Annotated in this window: 15 protein-coding genes; 7 read left to right on the top strand and 8 right to left on the bottom strand. The window is 60.5% G+C overall.

The window, feature by feature from the left end:
- Positions 1 to 7 precede the first annotated feature (7 nt).
- The 4 genes from lepB to lptF all read right to left on the bottom strand — a co-directional run bounded on the left by lepB (position 8) and on the right by lptF (position 5,016).
- Positions 8 to 862 carry a signal peptidase I gene (lepB, locus tag AC1UK9_RS05465; protein WP_025112167.1) on the bottom strand — a complete coding sequence of 285 codons (855 nt, stop codon included), beginning with the start codon at positions 860 to 862 and terminating at the stop codon, positions 8 to 10.
- 9 nt (positions 863 to 871) lie between these two features.
- Positions 872 to 2,668 (bottom strand): translation elongation factor 4, encoded by a 1,797-nt coding sequence (lepA, locus tag AC1UK9_RS05460; protein WP_025112166.1) that lies wholly within the window; start codon positions 2,666 to 2,668, stop codon positions 872 to 874.
- Positions 2,669 to 2,840: 172 nt separating this feature from the next.
- On the bottom strand, positions 2,841 to 3,902 hold the full coding sequence (gene lptG / locus AC1UK9_RS05455; RefSeq protein ID WP_025112165.1) for an LPS export ABC transporter permease LptG: 1,062 nt from the start codon (positions 3,900 to 3,902) through the stop codon (positions 2,841 to 2,843).
- Entirely contained in the window at positions 3,895 to 5,016 is a 1,122-nt protein-coding gene (gene lptF / locus AC1UK9_RS05450; RefSeq protein ID WP_025112164.1) for an LPS export ABC transporter permease LptF, read from the bottom strand. Before lptF ends, lptG begins: the two co-directional genes overlap by 8 nt.
- A gap of 308 nt (positions 5,017 to 5,324) precedes the next feature.
- Between lptF and AC1UK9_RS05445 the strand changes: the two genes are divergently transcribed.
- The 5 genes from AC1UK9_RS05445 (at position 5,325) to rlmF (ending at position 11,942) form a co-directional block, all read left to right on the top strand.
- Complete coding sequence (locus AC1UK9_RS05445) at positions 5,325 to 6,815, top strand: leucyl aminopeptidase (protein ID WP_473014552.1); 1,491 nt, start codon at positions 5,325 to 5,327, stop codon at positions 6,813 to 6,815.
- Between the two features lie 60 nt (positions 6,816 to 6,875).
- The gene (locus AC1UK9_RS05440; RefSeq protein WP_025112162.1) at positions 6,876 to 7,304 is read left to right on the top strand and encodes a DNA polymerase III subunit chi; all 429 of its coding nucleotides are present in this window, start codon (positions 6,876 to 6,878) and stop codon (positions 7,302 to 7,304) included.
- A gap of 8 nt (positions 7,305 to 7,312) precedes the next feature.
- Complete coding sequence (locus tag AC1UK9_RS05435) at positions 7,313 to 7,708, top strand: DNA polymerase III subunit chi (RefSeq protein ID WP_473014551.1); 396 nt, start codon at positions 7,313 to 7,315, stop codon at positions 7,706 to 7,708.
- Positions 7,709 to 7,842: 134 nt separating this feature from the next.
- Entirely contained in the window at positions 7,843 to 10,689 is a 2,847-nt protein-coding gene (locus AC1UK9_RS05430; protein ID WP_482579658.1) for a valine--tRNA ligase, read from the top strand.
- 233 nt (positions 10,690 to 10,922) lie between these two features.
- Positions 10,923 to 11,942: a 23S rRNA (adenine(1618)-N(6))-methyltransferase RlmF gene (rlmF, locus tag AC1UK9_RS05425; protein WP_473014550.1), complete on the top strand. Its 1,020-nt coding sequence runs from the start codon at positions 10,923 to 10,925 to the stop codon at positions 11,940 to 11,942.
- A gap of 191 nt (positions 11,943 to 12,133) precedes the next feature.
- Here rlmF and AC1UK9_RS05420 read toward each other — a convergent pair whose 3' ends face one another.
- Positions 12,134 to 12,415, bottom strand: coding sequence for an HU family DNA-binding protein (locus AC1UK9_RS05420; protein WP_003221909.1), 282 nt, complete (start codon positions 12,413 to 12,415; stop codon positions 12,134 to 12,136).
- Between the two features lie 396 nt (positions 12,416 to 12,811).
- On the opposite strand from AC1UK9_RS05420, the gene yejK reads away from it, so the two are divergent.
- Together yejK and AC1UK9_RS05410 are read left to right on the top strand one after the other, a co-directional pair.
- Complete coding sequence (yejK, locus tag AC1UK9_RS05415) at positions 12,812 to 13,816, top strand: nucleoid-associated protein YejK (RefSeq protein ID WP_016984999.1); 1,005 nt, start codon at positions 12,812 to 12,814, stop codon at positions 13,814 to 13,816.
- Complete coding sequence (locus tag AC1UK9_RS05410; RefSeq protein ID WP_482579657.1) at positions 13,816 to 14,166, top strand: glutaredoxin family protein; 351 nt, start codon at positions 13,816 to 13,818, stop codon at positions 14,164 to 14,166. The genes yejK and AC1UK9_RS05410 overlap by 1 nt, the downstream gene beginning before the upstream one ends.
- A 33-nt stretch (positions 14,167 to 14,199) precedes the next feature.
- Here the strand turns inward: AC1UK9_RS05410 and AC1UK9_RS05405 are convergent, their stop codons facing one another.
- From AC1UK9_RS05405 to AC1UK9_RS05395, 3 genes are all read right to left on the bottom strand, one after another.
- Positions 14,200 to 15,135: a glutathione S-transferase family protein gene (locus tag AC1UK9_RS05405; RefSeq protein WP_482579656.1), complete on the bottom strand. Its 936-nt coding sequence runs from the start codon at positions 15,133 to 15,135 to the stop codon at positions 14,200 to 14,202.
- Between the two features lie 84 nt (positions 15,136 to 15,219).
- Positions 15,220 to 15,522 (bottom strand): GIY-YIG nuclease family protein, encoded by a 303-nt coding sequence (locus AC1UK9_RS05400; RefSeq protein ID WP_025112156.1) that lies wholly within the window; start codon positions 15,520 to 15,522, stop codon positions 15,220 to 15,222.
- 39 nt (positions 15,523 to 15,561) lie between these two features.
- Positions 15,562 to 16,032, bottom strand: a complete 471-nt coding sequence (locus tag AC1UK9_RS05395; RefSeq protein WP_473014546.1) for a nuclear transport factor 2 family protein — start codon at positions 16,030 to 16,032, stop codon at positions 15,562 to 15,564.
- Positions 16,033 to 16,129 lie beyond the last annotated feature (97 nt).

The following is a 16,129-nucleotide window of genomic DNA, read 5'->3' as shown; positions in this document are numbered from 1 at the left end:
TGATTGATTACTTGATCAGGCCAACCCGCGAGAAATTCGGCAGGTGGCTGAGTTTCGGTTCCGGCCAGCTCATCCAGACAGCGAAGGCTTTGCCGACGATATTCTGGTCGGGAACCATGCCCAGCAGATCCTTGGGAATGTTCGGATCATCCCAGTAGCGACTGTCGTTGGAGTTGTCGCGGTTGTCGCCCATCATGAAGTAATGGCCGGCCGGGACAGTCCAGGTATGGTCCGGGGTCGCACGGTAGCGGCTCATTTCCTTGCGGATCAGGTGCTCGGCCGCGCCGAGTTTTTCCTTGTAGAGCTCGGCACTGCCCAGCGTGCCCGGCTCGGAGCCGACCAGTTGCTCGGCAATCGACTCGCCATTGACCAACAGGCGCTTGTCGGCGGTGTAACGTACCGTGTCGCCCGGCAGGCCGACTACACGCTTGATGTAGTTGACGTTCGGGTCGCTCGGGTAGCGGAACACCATCACATCGCCACGCTGTGGATCACCGACTTCGATGATTTTCTTGTCGATCACCGGCAGGCGGATCCCGTAAGAAAACTTGTTCACCAGAATGAAGTCGCCGACGTCCAGGGTCGGTTTCATCGAGCCGGACGGGATCTGGAACGGTTCCACCAGGAACGAACGCAGCACCAGCACGATGAACAACACCGGAAAGAACGACTTGCCGTATTCGACCAGCAACGGCTCTTTGTTCAGTTTCTCGACCACCACGGGCTCGGGCTGGCTGACACTGCCTTGATAAGAGGCAATGGCAGCACGCCGACGCGGCGCCAGGAACAGCAGATCGAGCAACGCCAACAGGCCGCAGACGAACACGGCGATGACCAGCAACAGCGGGAAATTTAGTGACATAGGACCTGACTATTCCAACCTGAGCACGGCAAGGAAGGCTTCTTGTGGAATTTCCACGTTGCCGACCTGCTTCATGCGTTTCTTACCGGCCTTTTGCTTTTCAAGCAGCTTTTTCTTACGGCTTACGTCACCGCCGTAGCATTTGGCCAATACGTTCTTTCTGAGCGCCTTGACGGTTGTCCGGGCAACAATCTGACCGCCAATGGCAGCCTGGATGGCCACGTCGAACATCTGACGAGGAATCAGTTCTTTCATCTTCTCGGTCAACTGGCGACCTTTGAAGTGCGAATTGTCACGGTGCACGATCAACGCCAGGGCGTCGACTTTGTCACCGTTGATCAGCACGTCCAGTTTCACCAGATTAGCCGATTGGTAACGATCGAAATGGTAATCCAGCGAAGCATAGCCGCGGCTGGTGGATTTGAGACGGTCGAAGAAGTCCAGGACCACTTCGTTCATCGGCAAATCGTAAGTGACCTGCACCTGATTACCGAGGAACAGCATGTCGACCTGCACACCGCGTTTCTCGATGCACAGGGTGATGACGTTGCCCAGGTGTTCCTGCGGAACCAGGATGTTGGCGCGCACGATTGGCTCGCGCATGTCTTCGATGGCCGACACATCCGGAAGCTTGGAGGGGTTGTCGACGTAAATCGTTTCACCGGTTTTCAGCACCAGCTCGAAAATTACCGTTGGCGCAGTGGTGATCAGGTCCAGGTCGTATTCGCGCTCCAGGCGCTCCTGGATGATCTCCATGTGCAGCATGCCGAGGAACCCGCAACGGAAGCCGAAGCCCAGTGCGTCGGAGCTTTCCGGGGTGTACTGCAGCGACGAGTCGTTCAAGGTCAGTTTCTGCAGCGCTTCGCGGAAGTCCTCGAAGTCGTCGGAGCTGACCGGGAACAGACCGGCGTAAACCTGTGGCTGAATGCGTTTGAAGCCCGGCAGCACCGGAACATCCGGCGTGGAGCTCAGGGTCAGGGTGTCACCGACCGGCGCACCGTGAATGTCCTTGATGCTGGCGATGATGAAGCCCACTTCGCCGGCCTTGAGGTCGACGGTGGCGGTGTGTTTCGGATTGAACACGCCGACGCTGTCGACCAGGTGCACCTTGCCGGTGGACTTGACCAGGATCTTGTCGCCCTTCTTCACGCGGCCATGACGCACGCGCACCAGGGAGACAACGCCCAGGTAGTTGTCGAACCAGGAGTCGATGATCAACGCTTGCAGCGGATCTTCGATGTTGCCGGTCGGCGCAGGAATGGTTGCGACCAGACGCTCGAGCACTTCGTCGACACCCAGGCCGGTCTTGGCGCTGCAGGTGACGGCGTCGGTGGCGTCGATGCCGATGATCTTCTCGATCTCGTCCTTGACGCGGTCCGGCTCGGCCTGTGGCAGGTCGATCTTGTTCAGTACCGGCATGACCTCAAGGCCCTGCTCGATGGCGGTGTAGCAGTTGGCCACGGACTGGGCTTCAACACCCTGACCGGCATCGACCACCAGCAACGCACCTTCACACGCGGCCAGGGAACGGCTGACTTCGTAGGTGAAGTCGACGTGGCCCGGGGTGTCAATGAAGTTCAGCTGGTAGGTGACGCCATCTTTGGCTTTGTAATAGAGGGTAACGCTGTGGGCCTTGATGGTGATCCCGCGTTCGCGCTCCAGATCCATGGAATCCAGTACCTGGGCTTCCATTTCACGCTCGGCCAGGCCACCGCACATCTGGATGAAACGGTCAGCCAGCGTCGACTTGCCATGGTCAATGTGGGCGATGATGGAGAAATTGCGGATATGACTCAAATCACTCACGGATCAACACTCAAAAAGGCTGCAGGCTTGGCCCGCCGAAAAATAGCCGGGAATTGTACCTGATACACGGCGCAAGCGTCACGTTCGCCTGTCACCCGGATTGCATACGAAAACGCCCCGATCTGTCGACCGAGGCGTTTTCGCGGTTAAAGCATTGGCAACGACACGGCCATCAACCAGCCCGTCGCAATAGCCAGACACCCGCCAGCGCACAGACCGTGGCCGGCACCAGCACCGCGAACAGCGGCGAGAAACCGAACACCAGGCTCGATGGGCCGAGCAAATCCTGGACGATGCGGAAGGTGAAGCCCACCAGCACGCCGGTGAACACCCGCTGACCGAGGGTTACCGAGCGCAACGGGCCGAAGATGAAGGAGATCGCCATCAGTACCAGCGCGGCGGTGACCAGCGGCTGCAACACCTTGACCCAAAATGCCAGCCAGTAACGGCCGTTGCTCAGGCCCTGGTCCGCCAGATAGTGGATGTAGCCCCACAGACCGGAAATCGACAGCGACTCCGGAGCCATCACTACCGTGTTGAGCAGTTGCGGGCTCAGCGACACGTCCCACTGCTCGCTCGGGGCGTTCAGCACTTCGGTGCTGCGCTCATGGAAGACCGTGGTGGTCACGTCGGTGAGTTGCCAGCGGCTGCCATCGAACTCCGCGCGCTTGGCGAAGCTGGAGCTCAGCAGGTGACGTTCCTTGTCGAAGTGATAGCGGGTCACGCCATACAACAGGCCGTTGGGTTGCACGGCGTTGATATGGATGAACTCCTCACCCTGACGGTGCCACATGCCATGTTTGGCGCTCTGCGCGTCGCCGCTGCCTTGCGCCAGCGAGCGATTGGCCTGAGCCATGCTTTCGGTAGCCGGCGCCACGTACTCGCCGATCAACACGCCGGCCAGCATCAGCACCAGCATCGGTTTCATGACCGCCCAGACGATACGCCCGATGGACACGCCAGCGGCACGCATGACCGTCAGCTCGCTGCTGCTGGCCAGGCTGCCAAGACCGATCAGGCAGCCGATCAGTGCGGCCATCGGCAGCATTTCATAGAGGCGGCGTGGTGCGGTAAGGATAACGAAGCTCAAAACGTCGGTCAGCGTATAGGTATCGCTGACGTCGCTCATCTCGTCGATGAAGGCAAACAGGGTCGCCAGACCCAGGATGATCGCCAGCACGGCGATGATCGCCATGAATACGCTGCTGCCGATGTAGCGGTCGAGTTTAACCACGGGCCACCTCCAGCGCAGCGCTGCGACGACTGGCCAGCTTCAGGCGCAACGGCTCCCAATACAGCAGGCCCAGACCGATGACCAGGAAGATCCCGTGCACCCACCACAGGCCAAGGGCCGGTGGGATCTTGCCTTTTTCGAGGGCGCCGCGGGCGGCAATCAGGATGGTCAGGTAAGCCATATAAAGAAGAATCGCCGGCAGCAGCTTCAGGAAACGGCCCTGACGCGGATTGACCCGCGACAGCGGCACCGCCATCAGGGTCACGATAAATACCAGCAATGGCAGCGAAAGACGCCATTGCAGTTCAGCCTTGGACCGCTCGTCGTCGTTGCTCAGCAAGGTCGAGGTCGGCATCGCGTCACGGTCGGTGACTTCGTCGCTGGCATCGGGCTTGGGCAGCAATACGCCATAGGTCTCGTATTTGATCGCGCGATAATCGGCCTGCCCCGGGCTGCCGTCATAACGATAGCCATTGTGCAGGATCAGGTAGCGGTTGCCGTCCGGGTGGATTTCCTGACGGCCCTTCTCGGCCACCAGCACGGAAATCCCGCGGTCCTTCTGATTGGCGCCCAGGTTCTTCTGCGAGATGAATACGCCGCTGAGGTTGACGCGGTCGTCGGTCAGGGTCTCGGTGTAGGTCACCCGGGTGCCGTCGCGCAGCGCCTGGAAACGGCCCGGCTCGAGGGTATCGAATTCGGTCAGGGCATCCTGCTTGTTCAGCAGCAGCTGGAACTGATTGGCACCTTGCGGGGCCAGGCTCAGGCTCAACCACGCCACTACCAGCGCCACCAGCGTCGCCGGAAACAGGGTCATGCGCAGCAGACGCTGCTGACTCATGCCGGTGGCCGAGAGCACGGTCATTTCGCTTTCGAGGTACAACCGGCCATAAGCCAGCAGGATCCCGAGAAACAGGCCCAGCGGCAGGATCAGTTGCATGAACCCCGGCAGACGGTAACCCATGATCAGGAACAGAGATCCCGGATCGAGTTGGCCCGCAGCGGCCTGGGCAAGGTATTTGATGAAGCGACCGCTCATGATGATGACCAGCAGCACGGCGCTGACGGCGCTCAGGGTCAACATCACTTCACGGGACAGATAACGGAAGACGATCAAACCAGACACTCCAGGGTTGTCAGGCTAAGGCGGCCAAACAAGCAAACGTCTCGACCGGCCCGCAATGCAGAGCCGTCGAAAAAAGATGCGGCATTATCCTGTGATTGAGGGCGCCTGTCACTGCGCACACTCACCCAAGCGTGCATTCCGTTGAAGATCATACAACCGAGGGTTGTCAGGCGCGGTGAGCGAGGTTCAAACTGCCGCCTTTGTCGCAGGCACTGGCCTGCGCCTCTTCTATCTATAAGCAGGCGACTGCGGCCACCGTCGAACGCCTGTGTGTTGACCATTCATTCAGGGATCCGGACATGGAACTGGTTGTAAAAAGCGTTAGCCCAGAAACGTTGAAAACCGCCACCCTGGTGGTTGCCGTCGGCGAAGGCCGCAAACTCGGCGTCGCCGCCAAGCAGGTCGATGAACTGAGCGGTGGCGCGATCAGCGCCGTGCTCAAGCGTGGCGACCTGGCCGGCAAGGTCGGTCAGAGTCTGTTGCTGCACAGCCTGCCGAACCTCAAGGCCGAGCGCGTGCTGCTGGTCGGCGTGGGCAAGGATGAAGAACTGGGCGACCGTCCGTTCCGCAAGATCGTGGCCGGCATCCTCAACACCCTGAAGGGTCTGGGCGGCACCGACGCCGTACTGGCACTGGATGAAGTCATTGTCAAAAACCGCGACAGCTACGGCAAGACCCGTCTGCTGGCCGAAACGCTGGTGGATGGCGAATACAGCTTCGACCAGTTCAAGAGCCAGAAAGCCGAACCGCGTGCGCTGAAGAAAATCACCTTGCTGACCATCAAAGCCGCTCAGGCCGAAGTGCAGCGCGCCGTGAACCACGCGACCGCCATCGCCAACGGCATGGCCTTCACCCGCGACCTGGGCAACCTGCCGCCGAACATCTGCCACCCGACGTTCCTGGGCGAGCAAGCGAAGAACCTGGGCAAAGAGTTCAAGGATCTGAAAGTCGAAGTCCTCGACGAGAAGAAGATCAAGGCACTGGGCATGGGCTCGTTCTACGCCGTCGGCCAGGGCAGCGCCCAGCCACCGCGCCTGATCGTCATGCAATACAACGGCGGCAAGAAGTCCGAGAAGCCTTACGCGCTGGTCGGTAAAGGCATCACCTTTGACACCGGTGGCATCAGCCTGAAGCCGGGCGCCGGCATGGACGAGATGAAGTACGACATGGGCGGCGCTGCGTCCGTGTTCGGTACGCTGCGTGCCGTGCTCGAACTGAAACTGCCGATCAATCTGGTGTGCATCCTCGCCTGTGCGGAAAACATGCCAAGCGGCAACGCTTCGCGTCCGGGCGACATCGTGACCACCATGAGCGGCCAGACCGTGGAAATCCTCAACACCGACGCTGAAGGTCGTCTGGTGCTGTGCGACGCGCTGACCTACTCCGAGCGCTTCAAGCCGCAAGCGGTGATCGACATCGCCACCCTGACCGGCGCCTGCGTCGTGGCACTGGGCGCGCACACTTCCGGCCTGCTGGGCAACAACGACGAGTTGATCAATCAACTGCTCAGCGCCGGCAAGGCTGCCGACGACCGCGCCTGGCAACTGCCGCTGTTCGATGAATATCAGGAACAGCTGGACAGCCCGTTCGCCGACATCGCCAACATTGGCGGCCCGAAAGCCGGCACCATCACCGCTGCGTGCTTCCTGTCGCGCTTCACCAAGAACCTCAACTGGGCGCATCTGGACATCGCAGGCACTGCCTGGACCAGCGGCGGCAAGGACAAGGGCGCCACCGGCCGTCCGGTTCCACTGCTGACCCAATACCTGCTGGACCGCGCCAAAGCCTGAAACCGATGAACCTGGGCGGCGTCACTTTGCGGTGACGCCGTTCAAGGCTCAGGAACTGCAATGACCAAAGTCGACTTCTATATCCTGCCCAGCGCCGATCCTTCGGCTCGCCTGGACTTTGCCTGCAAGCTTGCCGACAAAGCCTGGCGCATGGGGCACCGCATCTACCTGCATTGCAGCGATGTTGCCCAGCGTGACGACCTCGATGCCCGGCTGTGGGCGTTCAAGGGCGAAACCTTCGTTCCTCACGGCCCTGCCGACAGCGAACCGGACGGCTTGATCGTGCTGGGAGTGGGCGCTGACTGTGGCGCGCATCAGGACCTGCTGATCAACCTCGACCTGAAAGTCCCGGCCTTCGCCAGCAAATTCGCCCGGGTGGCGGAAGTGGTGGTGGAAGATCCGACGATTCGCGCGGCGGCACGGGAGAGTTTCCGTTTCTACCGCGAACAGGGCTATCCTCTGCAAGATCACCGTTTACAGCGACTCTGAGTACGCCGATGGACACTCCAAAACCGCTGCAAAAGCCTGCGCACCTGCTGGACGATCTCGAGTCGATCCGTCAGTTGCTCGGCGATGACAACCTGCAACCGCCCCTGCTGACCGATACGGTCGATGAGGGCGAACAGGAACAGATTCCGATGCTGTTCGACTCGGTCACCACTGAGCCTCCCGCCGTCGAACCGCCTCCCGCACCTGTCGTGAAGCCCGCCACCGCACCCGCCGCGCCTGTGGACAAAGGCCCCGACGCGCTGCTGCACCTGGACAGCGAACTGCGCGCCGCTGCGCAACTGATCATGCAAGATGTGATCGACGACTTCGCCCCGCACATCGAAACCGAAATCAAACGTCGCCTCGAGGCGCGGATGGAACGGCTTCTCAGCCAGTACGAATAATCGACAGTGGGAGCCGTCGCACGGTCGCTCCCACTTTTAGATCTCCACCCGGCCCGCCCCGCTCGCCCTGCGCCCCATGCCCCGCTATACTTCCCGGCTTTTCCTGAATAAATGCCAATAGGGTCCCGCCGCGCATGGATAAGACCTACCAGCCGCACGCCATTGAAACTTCCTGGTACAACACCTGGGAGTCCGAGAACTACTTCGCCCCGCAAGGCGCGGGCGACTCCTACACCATCATGATCCCGCCGCCGAACGTCACCGGCAGCCTGCACATGGGCCACGGTTTCAACAACGCGATCATGGACGCCCTGATCCGTTTCCGTCGCATGCAGGGTCGCAACACCCTGTGGCAGCCGGGCACCGACCACGCCGGTATCGCCACGCAGATGCTGGTGGAGCGTCAACTGGAAGCCACCGGCCAGAACCGTCATGACCTGGGCCGCGAGAAATTCCTCGAGAAAGTCTGGGAGTGGAAGGATCAGTCCGGCGGCAACATCAGCCGTCAGATCCGCCGTCTCGGCTCGTCTGTGGACTGGAGCCGCGAGCGCTTCACCATGGACGACGGCCTCTCGGAAGCAGTTAAAGAGGCCTTTGTGCGCCTGCACGAAGACGGCCTGATCTACCGCGGCAAGCGTCTGGTCAACTGGGACACCAAGCTGCACACGGCGATTTCCGACCTCGAAGTGGAAAACCACGACGAGAAAGGTTTCCTGTGGAACTTGAAATACCCGCTGGCCGACGGCGCGAAAACCGCTGAAGGCAACGATTTCCTGATCGTCGCGACCACCCGTCCGGAAACCATGCTCGGCGACTCCGCCGTCGCGGTTAACCCGAACGATGAGCGCTACAAAGCCCTGATCGGCAAATTCGTCGAGCTGCCACTGGTTGGCCGCCGCATCCCGATCATTGCCGACGATTACTGTGATCCTGAATTCGGCACCGGTTGCGTGAAAATCACCCCGGCCCACGATTTCAACGACTACGAAGTCGGCAAGCGCCACAACCTGCCGCTGCTGAACATCTTCGACAAGAACGCCAACGTGCTGCCAGCGGCCCAGGTGTTCAACCTCGACGGCACGCTGAACGACAGCATCGACGGCAAGATTCCGGCCGAGTACGCCGGTCTCGAGCGTTTCGAAGCGCGCAAGCAGATCGTGGCTGCGTTCGACGCCGCCGGCCTGCTGGTCAGCGTCGACGATCACAACCTGAAAGTGCCGAAAGGCGACCGCTCCGGCACCGTCATCGAGCCGTGGCTGACCGACCAGTGGTACGTTTCCACCAAGCCATTGGCCGAACCTGCGATTGCTGCCGTTGAAGACGGTCGCATCCAGTTCGTGCCGAAGCAGTACGAAAACATGTACTTCTCGTGGATGCGCGACATCCAGGACTGGTGCATCAGCCGTCAGCTGTGGTGGGGCCACCGGATTCCGGCCTGGTACGACGAGTCGGGCAAGGTCTACGTCGGTCGCGACGAAGCCGAAGTGCGTGCCAAGCACAACCTCGGCCCGGACGTTGCGCTGCAACAGGACAACGACGTTCTCGACACCTGGTTCAGTTCGGGCCTGTGGACCTTCTCCACCCTGGGCTGGCCGGAAAAGACCGAGTTCCTGAAGAAATTCCACTCCACCGACGTGCTGGTCACCGGTTTCGACATCATTTTCTTCTGGGTTGCCCGGATGATCATGCTGACGATGCACCTGATCAAGAACGAGGACGGCACGCCGCAGGTTCCGTTCAAGACCGTTTACGTGCACGGTCTGGTGCGTGATGGTCAAGGTCAGAAGATGTCCAAGTCCAAGGGCAACGTCCTTGACCCGCTGGACATCATCGACGGCATCGAGCTGGAAGAACTGGTGCGCAAACGCACCTCCGGCATGATGCAGCCGAAACTGGCGAAGAAGATCGAGAAGCAGACCCGCGACGAGTTCGCCGACGGCATCGCCAGCTACGGCACCGACGCCCTGCGCTTCACTTTCTGCTCGCTGGCCTCCACCGGTCGCGACATCAAGTTCGACATGGGCCGCGTCGAAGGCTATCGCAACTTCTGCAACAAGATCTGGAACGCTGCGCGCTATGTTCTGGACAAGGGCGAAGACTGCGGCCAGAACGGCGAAGCCTACGAACTGTCGCTGGCGGATCGCTGGATCATCTCGCAACTGCAGCGCACCGAAGCTGAAGTGACCCGTCAACTGGATCAGTTCCGCTTCGACCTCGCCGCGCAAGCGCTGTACGAGTTCATCTGGAACCAGTACTGCGACTGGTACCTGGAACTGTCCAAGCCTGTGCTGTGGGACGAAAACGCACCGGTCGAACGTCAGCGCGGCACCCGTCGCACGCTGGTGCGCGTACTGGAAGTGGCGCTGCGTCTGGCGCACCCGTTCATGCCGTTCATCACTGAAGAAATCTGGCAGCGCATCGCGCCGCTGGCCGGCATTCAGGGCAAGACGATCATGCTGCAACCTTGGCCGGTGGCCAACGAAGAGCGCATCGATTCGGCGGCCGAAGACGACATCGAATGGCTCAAGGGCCTGATGCTCGGCACGCGCAACATTCGTGGCGAGATGAACATCGGCCCGGGCAAGCCGCTGCCGATCTACCTGAAGAACGTCAGCGCTGAAGACCAGCGCCGCCTGACCGAGAACGAAGCGCTGCTGAAGAAGCTGGCGCGTCTGGAATCGATCACCGTTCTGGCCGCTGGCGATGAAGCACCGCTGTCCGCCACCGCACTGGTCGGCGAGATGGAAGTGCTGGTGCCAATGGCCGGCCTGATCGACAAGGGCGCCGAGCTGGCGCGTCTGGACAAGGAAATCCTGCGTCTGCAGGGCGAAGTCCAGCGGGTGGGCGGCAAGCTGTCGAACGCCGGTTTCGTTGACAAGGCCCCGGCCGAAGTCATCGAGAAGGAACGCGCCAAACTGGCCGAGGCCGAACAGGCCTTGGGCAAGCTGGCCGAGCAGCACGCGCGGATTTCCAGCCTGTAAGGGCAAGCCGCAATGAAAAAGGGAGGCCACCATGGCCTCCCTTTTTTATTCAAGAATCACCAAAAATCCCCTGTGGGAGCGGGCTTGCTCGCGAAAGCGGTGTGTCCGCCGACAAATCCGCTGGATGTGGAACCGCCTTCGCGAGCAAGCCCGCTCCCACAGTTTGAACGGAGTCGCCCTTAGATGTGGGACAATAGCCGCCACTTTCAGCCATACCCGAATCGACCACGCCCATGAACGCCCCCCGTACACCTCGCCCCGCGCGCAAGAAGCCTGACTCCGCCACCCCGGCCAAGCCCGTGGAACCGCGTAAAGAGGCCAGCCTGCACCCGCGCAATCGCCATCAGGGTCGTTATGACTTCCCGGCGCTGATCAAAACCACGCCGGAACTGGCGAAGTTCGTGATCATCAACCCGTACGGCAAGGAAAGCATCGACTTCGCAAGTCCCGATGCGGTGCGTGTGTTCAACCGGGCGTTGCTCAAGTCGTTCTACGGCATCCAGCATTGGGACATCCCGGCGGACTACCTTTGCCCACCGGTGCCGGGCCGCGCCGATTACGTGCACTTCCTCGCTGACCTGCTGGCGAGCATGAACGACGGCAAAGTGCCGCGCGGCGCGATCGTCAACGTGCTGGACATCGGCATGGGCGCCAACTGCGTTTATCCACTGATCGGCAACAGCGAATACCGCTGGCATTTCCTCGGCTCGGAGATCGATCCGACGGCCGTGGCTGCCGCCAGAGCCATCGTTCAGTCCAACGATCTGAACAAGGTTATCCAGCTGCGCCAGCAGGAAAACCGCAAGCACATCCTGATCGGCTTGCTGGAGCCGGGCGAGCGCTTTGACCTGACCATGTGCAACCCGCCATTCCACGCCTCGATGGATGAAGCGACCAAGGGCAGCGAACGCAAATGGCGCGCACTGGGCAAGGCCGACCCGAAGCGCAAGTTGCCAGTACTGAATTTCGGCGGCCAGTCGGCCGAGCTGTGGTGTGAAGGTGGCGAAGCACGTTTCGTGACGCAACTGATCGCCGAGAGCGCGAACTTCCAGCACAAGGTGCTGTGGTTCAGCACGCTGGTGTCGAAAGCCTCGAACCTGCCAGCCATCGAAACCGCGCTGAAGAAGGCCGGCGTGCTGGAAAGCCAGGTGGTAGAGATGTCTCAGGGGCAGAAACAGAGCCGTTTCGTCGCCTGGACCTTCCAGACCAAGTCCGAGCAGCAGATCTGGCGGCGCGAGCGCTGGGTCCGCTAACAAGGAATCACTTGTGTGGGCTTGCTCGCGAAGGCGGTGTGACAGTCGCTATTGAAGTTGACTGAATCACCGCTTTCACGAGCAAGCCCGCTCGCACATTGGTTTTGCGGTGTTGCAGTAATAGCCAAATCGCAGGCACAAAAAAACCGTGCCCGGATCGCTCCGGTGCACGGTTTTTTTATCGCTGCGTCTTACTTGTTCACAGCGTCGGTCAGGCCTTTGGCCACAACCAGCTTGATCACTTTCTTGGCAGGGATTTCGATGGCAGCGCCAGTCGAAGGGTTACGGCCAGTGCGGGCAGGACGCTCGGTCACTTTCAGCTTGCCGATACCTGGCAAGGTGATTTCGCCGCCGTTTTCCAGCTGATCGGCAACGATTTGGCCCAGTTGGTCCAGAGCGTTACGCGCGGTGGTTTTCGGCGCGTCGATAGCTTCAGCGATGTCGGCGATCAGTTGGTCTTTAGTAAGAGCCATGTAGTGTTCCTTCCCTATCAAATTCATATGGATTGCAGAGTGCAGTGTCAGCCATCGAGCCCGATCTTCTGGATCTGGCACCCTCGGCGATAACCACGACGAGTCGGGGTTATAGATACCGAAATCAGGGTTTGGTTCGACCTGACAAATGCTGAATGCACGCTTAACGCAGTGACTTCGCGTAAGACCGGGCAAAACTAGCACAGAGACGGGGAAATATCCGCCTCTAGCTACCCATTTGGTCAGCTTTATTGCTCTAAATCGGTAAAAAACTGCATAAGCCCCGCAACCCGCCCCGGATTTGCCCTTCACCCCGCGCCAAAACCAGTGGTTGCGGTACACTGGGCGCTTTTTCGGGGGAGCCTGCCCTCCTCCCTTCCAACAGCCGAGAAGCCCATGCCGATCCGTCATTGCATCGTCCACCTGATCGACAAAAAACCCGACGGCACGCCCGCAGTTCTGCACGCCCGTGACACAGAACTTGCTGAGTCCGCGGCCATCGAGAACATGCTCGCCGACCTCAACGAGAGCTATAACGCCAAACAGGGCAAAGCCTGGGGTCTGTTCCACCCGGAATCCGGCGCGTTCCCGTTCAGCGGCTGGCTGAAGGAGTACATGGAGGGCGGCAAGGACTTCACCGCGTTCAGCAAAGTCGCGGTCGAACATCTGCAGAAGCTGATGGAAGAATCGAACCTGTCGGTCGGCGGCCACGTGCTGTTCGCCCACTATCAGCAAGGCATGACCGATTACCTGGCGATCGCCCTGCTGCACCACAGCGAAGGCGTGGCGGTGACCGATGAGCTGGACGTGACCCCGTCGCGCCATCTGGACTTGGGCCAACTGCACCTGGCAGCGCGGATCAATGTGTCCGAGTGGCAGAACAACAAGCAGTCCAAGCAGTACATCTCGTTCATCAAGGGCAAGAACGGCAAAAAGGTCTCGGAATACTTCCGCGATTTCATCGGCTGCCAGGAAGGCGTCGATGGCCCAGGCGAGACCCGCACTCTGCTCAAGGCCTTCAGCGACTTCGTCGAGAGCGAAGACCTGCCGGAAGACTCCGCCCGCGAGAAAACCAAGACCCTGGTCGACTACGCCAGCAGCCAGGCCAAGCTGGGCGAGCCGATGGGCCTGGAAGAGCTGTCGGAGCTGATCGACGAGGAGCGCCCGAAAGCTTTCTACGACCACATCCGCAACAAGGATTACGGCCTGTCGCCGGAGATTCCGGCGGACAAACGCACGCTCAACCAGTTCCGCCGCTTTACTGGCCGCGCCGAAGGCCTGTCGATCAGCTTTGAAGCGCACCTGCTGGGCTCCAAGATCGAGTACGACGAAGAGGCCGGCACTCTGGTCATCAAGGGCCTGCCGACCTCGCTCACCGACCAGTTGAAGCGCCGCAACTGATGCTCGGCAATGTGCTGAAGAAGGTCGCGCTGGTTCTGCTGGTGGTGGTGATCTATCAGAACTGGGGCAAGATCGAGCGGCTGTTCAATCCGTCGCAGATGGTCTCGGAACAGACGCGGGCGCAGGCCAATGTCGTGCTCTATGCCACCGACTGGTGCGGCTACTGCAAGCAGACCAAACGCTTTCTCGACAGCAAGGGGATTCCCTTCAAGGAATTCGACATCGAGAAGGATGCCCAAGCGCGCAAGGCGTACGAGGCACTGGGTGGACGCGGGATTCCGCTGATCGACGTGAACGGCACGTTGATTCGCGGGTTCGACCCGGACGAAATTCTCGCTGCCCTGAAGTAACTGTGGGAGCAGGCTCGCTCCCACATTAAATTTTCAGCAGGCTTCGATACGGAAACCAAAACGCGGGAAGTGCACATGCACCACGCCGCCACGCTCGTCTTCGCGACGAATGATCAATTCTTCGCTACCGGTAAACAGCAGTTCACCGACCACTGGATCAACTCCGTAGTCCGTCGCGGCAATTGATACCTGCTGACCCGCCTTGAACCCGTTCGGATCAACAAACTGCTCATTCGGCAACGCCGCCGGCGTCGAGTTGCGCGCCACTTCCAGCGCTTCCTCGGAGGTCATCGCACTCGCCGCGCCATGACCAAAGCCCAACACTCGGCTCAACCACGCCGACACCGCGGGATAGGCATCCACCAGCGGCGCCGTCACGTGGGTCGCCTTGAGGAACCACAGCGGATGCGCCAGCGCAAAGTCGGCAATCGACGGCTCGCCGAACAGGAAGTCGCCCTGCTCGCGCTGCAACTGCTGCTCCAGGCGCGCCATGATGGTTGGCCATTGGTGCTTGGCCTGTTCAGCCGTCAGCTTGGTCGCCGAGCCCCCGCTGAACAGACCGGCACGGTCAGCGAGGAACGCCTTGATCGCTTCCGGCGGCAATTTGCCGAAACGCACCGCCACCGATTCCGGCTGGAACACCAGGCTCACCGCGTTCTGAAACACCACCGAATCGGCCCACGCCGCGAAGCTGGCACTGGTCATTTCCTGACCTTCAGGGAAAAACGCCGGCAGGGCTTTTTCCTGCTCCAGGCGACGCGCAATCAACGACGTGTCGCAATAGATGTCAGCGCCGATCTGCAGCACCGGAGTCTTGCGATAGCCACCGGTCAGGGCCGTCAGGTCCGGCTTGGGCATCACCGGCGAAATGTGCACCGAGCGCCAGGACAAGCCTTTGAAACCCAACAACAGACGAGCCTTTTCGGCAAATGGAGAGGTCGGGTAATGATGCAGAATCAACTCGGACATGCTCGGCTCCGCCGCACAGAAAGTGAGTCGGCAGCTTAGCGTGCATTTGATTAGCAGCCTACAGATCTGGCTGATGGGAACCGATCAGTCAGAATGATAAGACGCGACCAGGCATTCCTTGGCGCTCTTGCGCAGCTTCTTGATCAGCCGTTCCTGACGCAAGGCATCGCTCTTGTCGCGGCAACGCTCGGTGTAGACCAGCGCCATGGCCGGGCTGGACAGAAAGAAGCGCGCGCCCTTGCCACTCTGATGCTTGGCGAAACGGCGCACCGGGTCGTCGCTGATCCCGCAATACAACGAGCCGTTGGCCGCGCGCACGAGATAGACGAACCAGGATTTGCTCACTGGCTCGACAACATCGACGGGGTTTTCGCTAAGGCTGGTCACTTCGAGATCAAGGCGTGCAGGAAACAGGCCGCGATCTTATCAGCGACTGGCCTGAAATGCCTTCAGTCCCTTCAGCGCCTGCGCCCGCACGGCGTTGCGTACCAGCGGCGTCCAGCCCAGCAGCAAGCCCTTGAAACCCAGCGCCTGACGCGACCAGCGCCACAGATCGAAGTGGTCGTGATGCTCGCAGATCTTGCCGTCCCGGAAGACGAAGCGCGCCTGGATATCGTTGATCACCACGTTGCCAGTCTGGCTGAACAGATACGTCGCCACCCAGTGCGCACCGCCGCTGCGCTCGTCAGCACGGACATTATCGAAGGTCAGGGAAAAATCCTTGGCGCGGGTGGTGAGCATGCGCCACATGTCGCCGGCATCGCGCCCGCGCAGTTCACCGAAGGCCGGATCGCTGAACACCACGTCATCGGTGTAGCAGGCGGCCATGGCTTCGGCGTCGAGGCGCTGGAAGGCCTGGTAGAAGCGGGTGATCAGGGCGGCATGGGCTTCGCTCATGGGCAAACTCCAGAGAGTGGACAGATTGCCAGCACGATAAGCCGAAGACCGCAGAAACACTATCGGCATTCGCGCACCGAATACCAGCAACACACAA

The sequence above is a fragment of the Pseudomonas sp. AK-TSAG1-1 genome, assembly GCF_056821665.1.
This window is presented reverse-complemented; position numbering and strand designations above follow the sequence as displayed.

What these genes read in the sequence shown, in the direction of transcription:
- lepB (WP_025112167.1), bottom strand. Translation starts at nt 862, where the DNA reads ATGTCACTAAATTTCCCGCTGTTGCTGGTCATCGCCGTGTTCGTCTGC.
- AC1UK9_RS05440 (WP_025112162.1), top strand. Translation starts at nt 6,876, where the DNA reads ATGACCAAAGTCGACTTCTATATCCTGCCCAGCGCCGATCCTTCGGCT.
- AC1UK9_RS05445 (WP_473014552.1), top strand. Translation starts at nt 5,325, where the DNA reads ATGGAACTGGTTGTAAAAAGCGTTAGCCCAGAAACGTTGAAAACCGCC.
- AC1UK9_RS05430 (WP_482579658.1), top strand. Translation starts at nt 7,843, where the DNA reads ATGGATAAGACCTACCAGCCGCACGCCATTGAAACTTCCTGGTACAAC.
- AC1UK9_RS05405 (WP_482579656.1), bottom strand. Translation starts at nt 15,135, where the DNA reads ATGTCCGAGTTGATTCTGCATCATTACCCGACCTCTCCATTTGCCGAA.
- AC1UK9_RS05420 (WP_003221909.1), bottom strand. Translation starts at nt 12,415, where the DNA reads ATGGCTCTTACTAAAGACCAACTGATCGCCGACATCGCTGAAGCTATC.
- yejK (WP_016984999.1), top strand. Translation starts at nt 12,812, where the DNA reads ATGCCGATCCGTCATTGCATCGTCCACCTGATCGACAAAAAACCCGAC.
- rlmF (WP_473014550.1), top strand. Translation starts at nt 10,923, where the DNA reads ATGAACGCCCCCCGTACACCTCGCCCCGCGCGCAAGAAGCCTGACTCC.
- AC1UK9_RS05395 (WP_473014546.1), bottom strand. Translation starts at nt 16,032, where the DNA reads ATGAGCGAAGCCCATGCCGCCCTGATCACCCGCTTCTACCAGGCCTTC.
- AC1UK9_RS05410 (WP_482579657.1), top strand. Translation starts at nt 13,816, where the DNA reads ATGCTCGGCAATGTGCTGAAGAAGGTCGCGCTGGTTCTGCTGGTGGTG.
- AC1UK9_RS05435 (WP_473014551.1), top strand. Translation starts at nt 7,313, where the DNA reads ATGGACACTCCAAAACCGCTGCAAAAGCCTGCGCACCTGCTGGACGAT.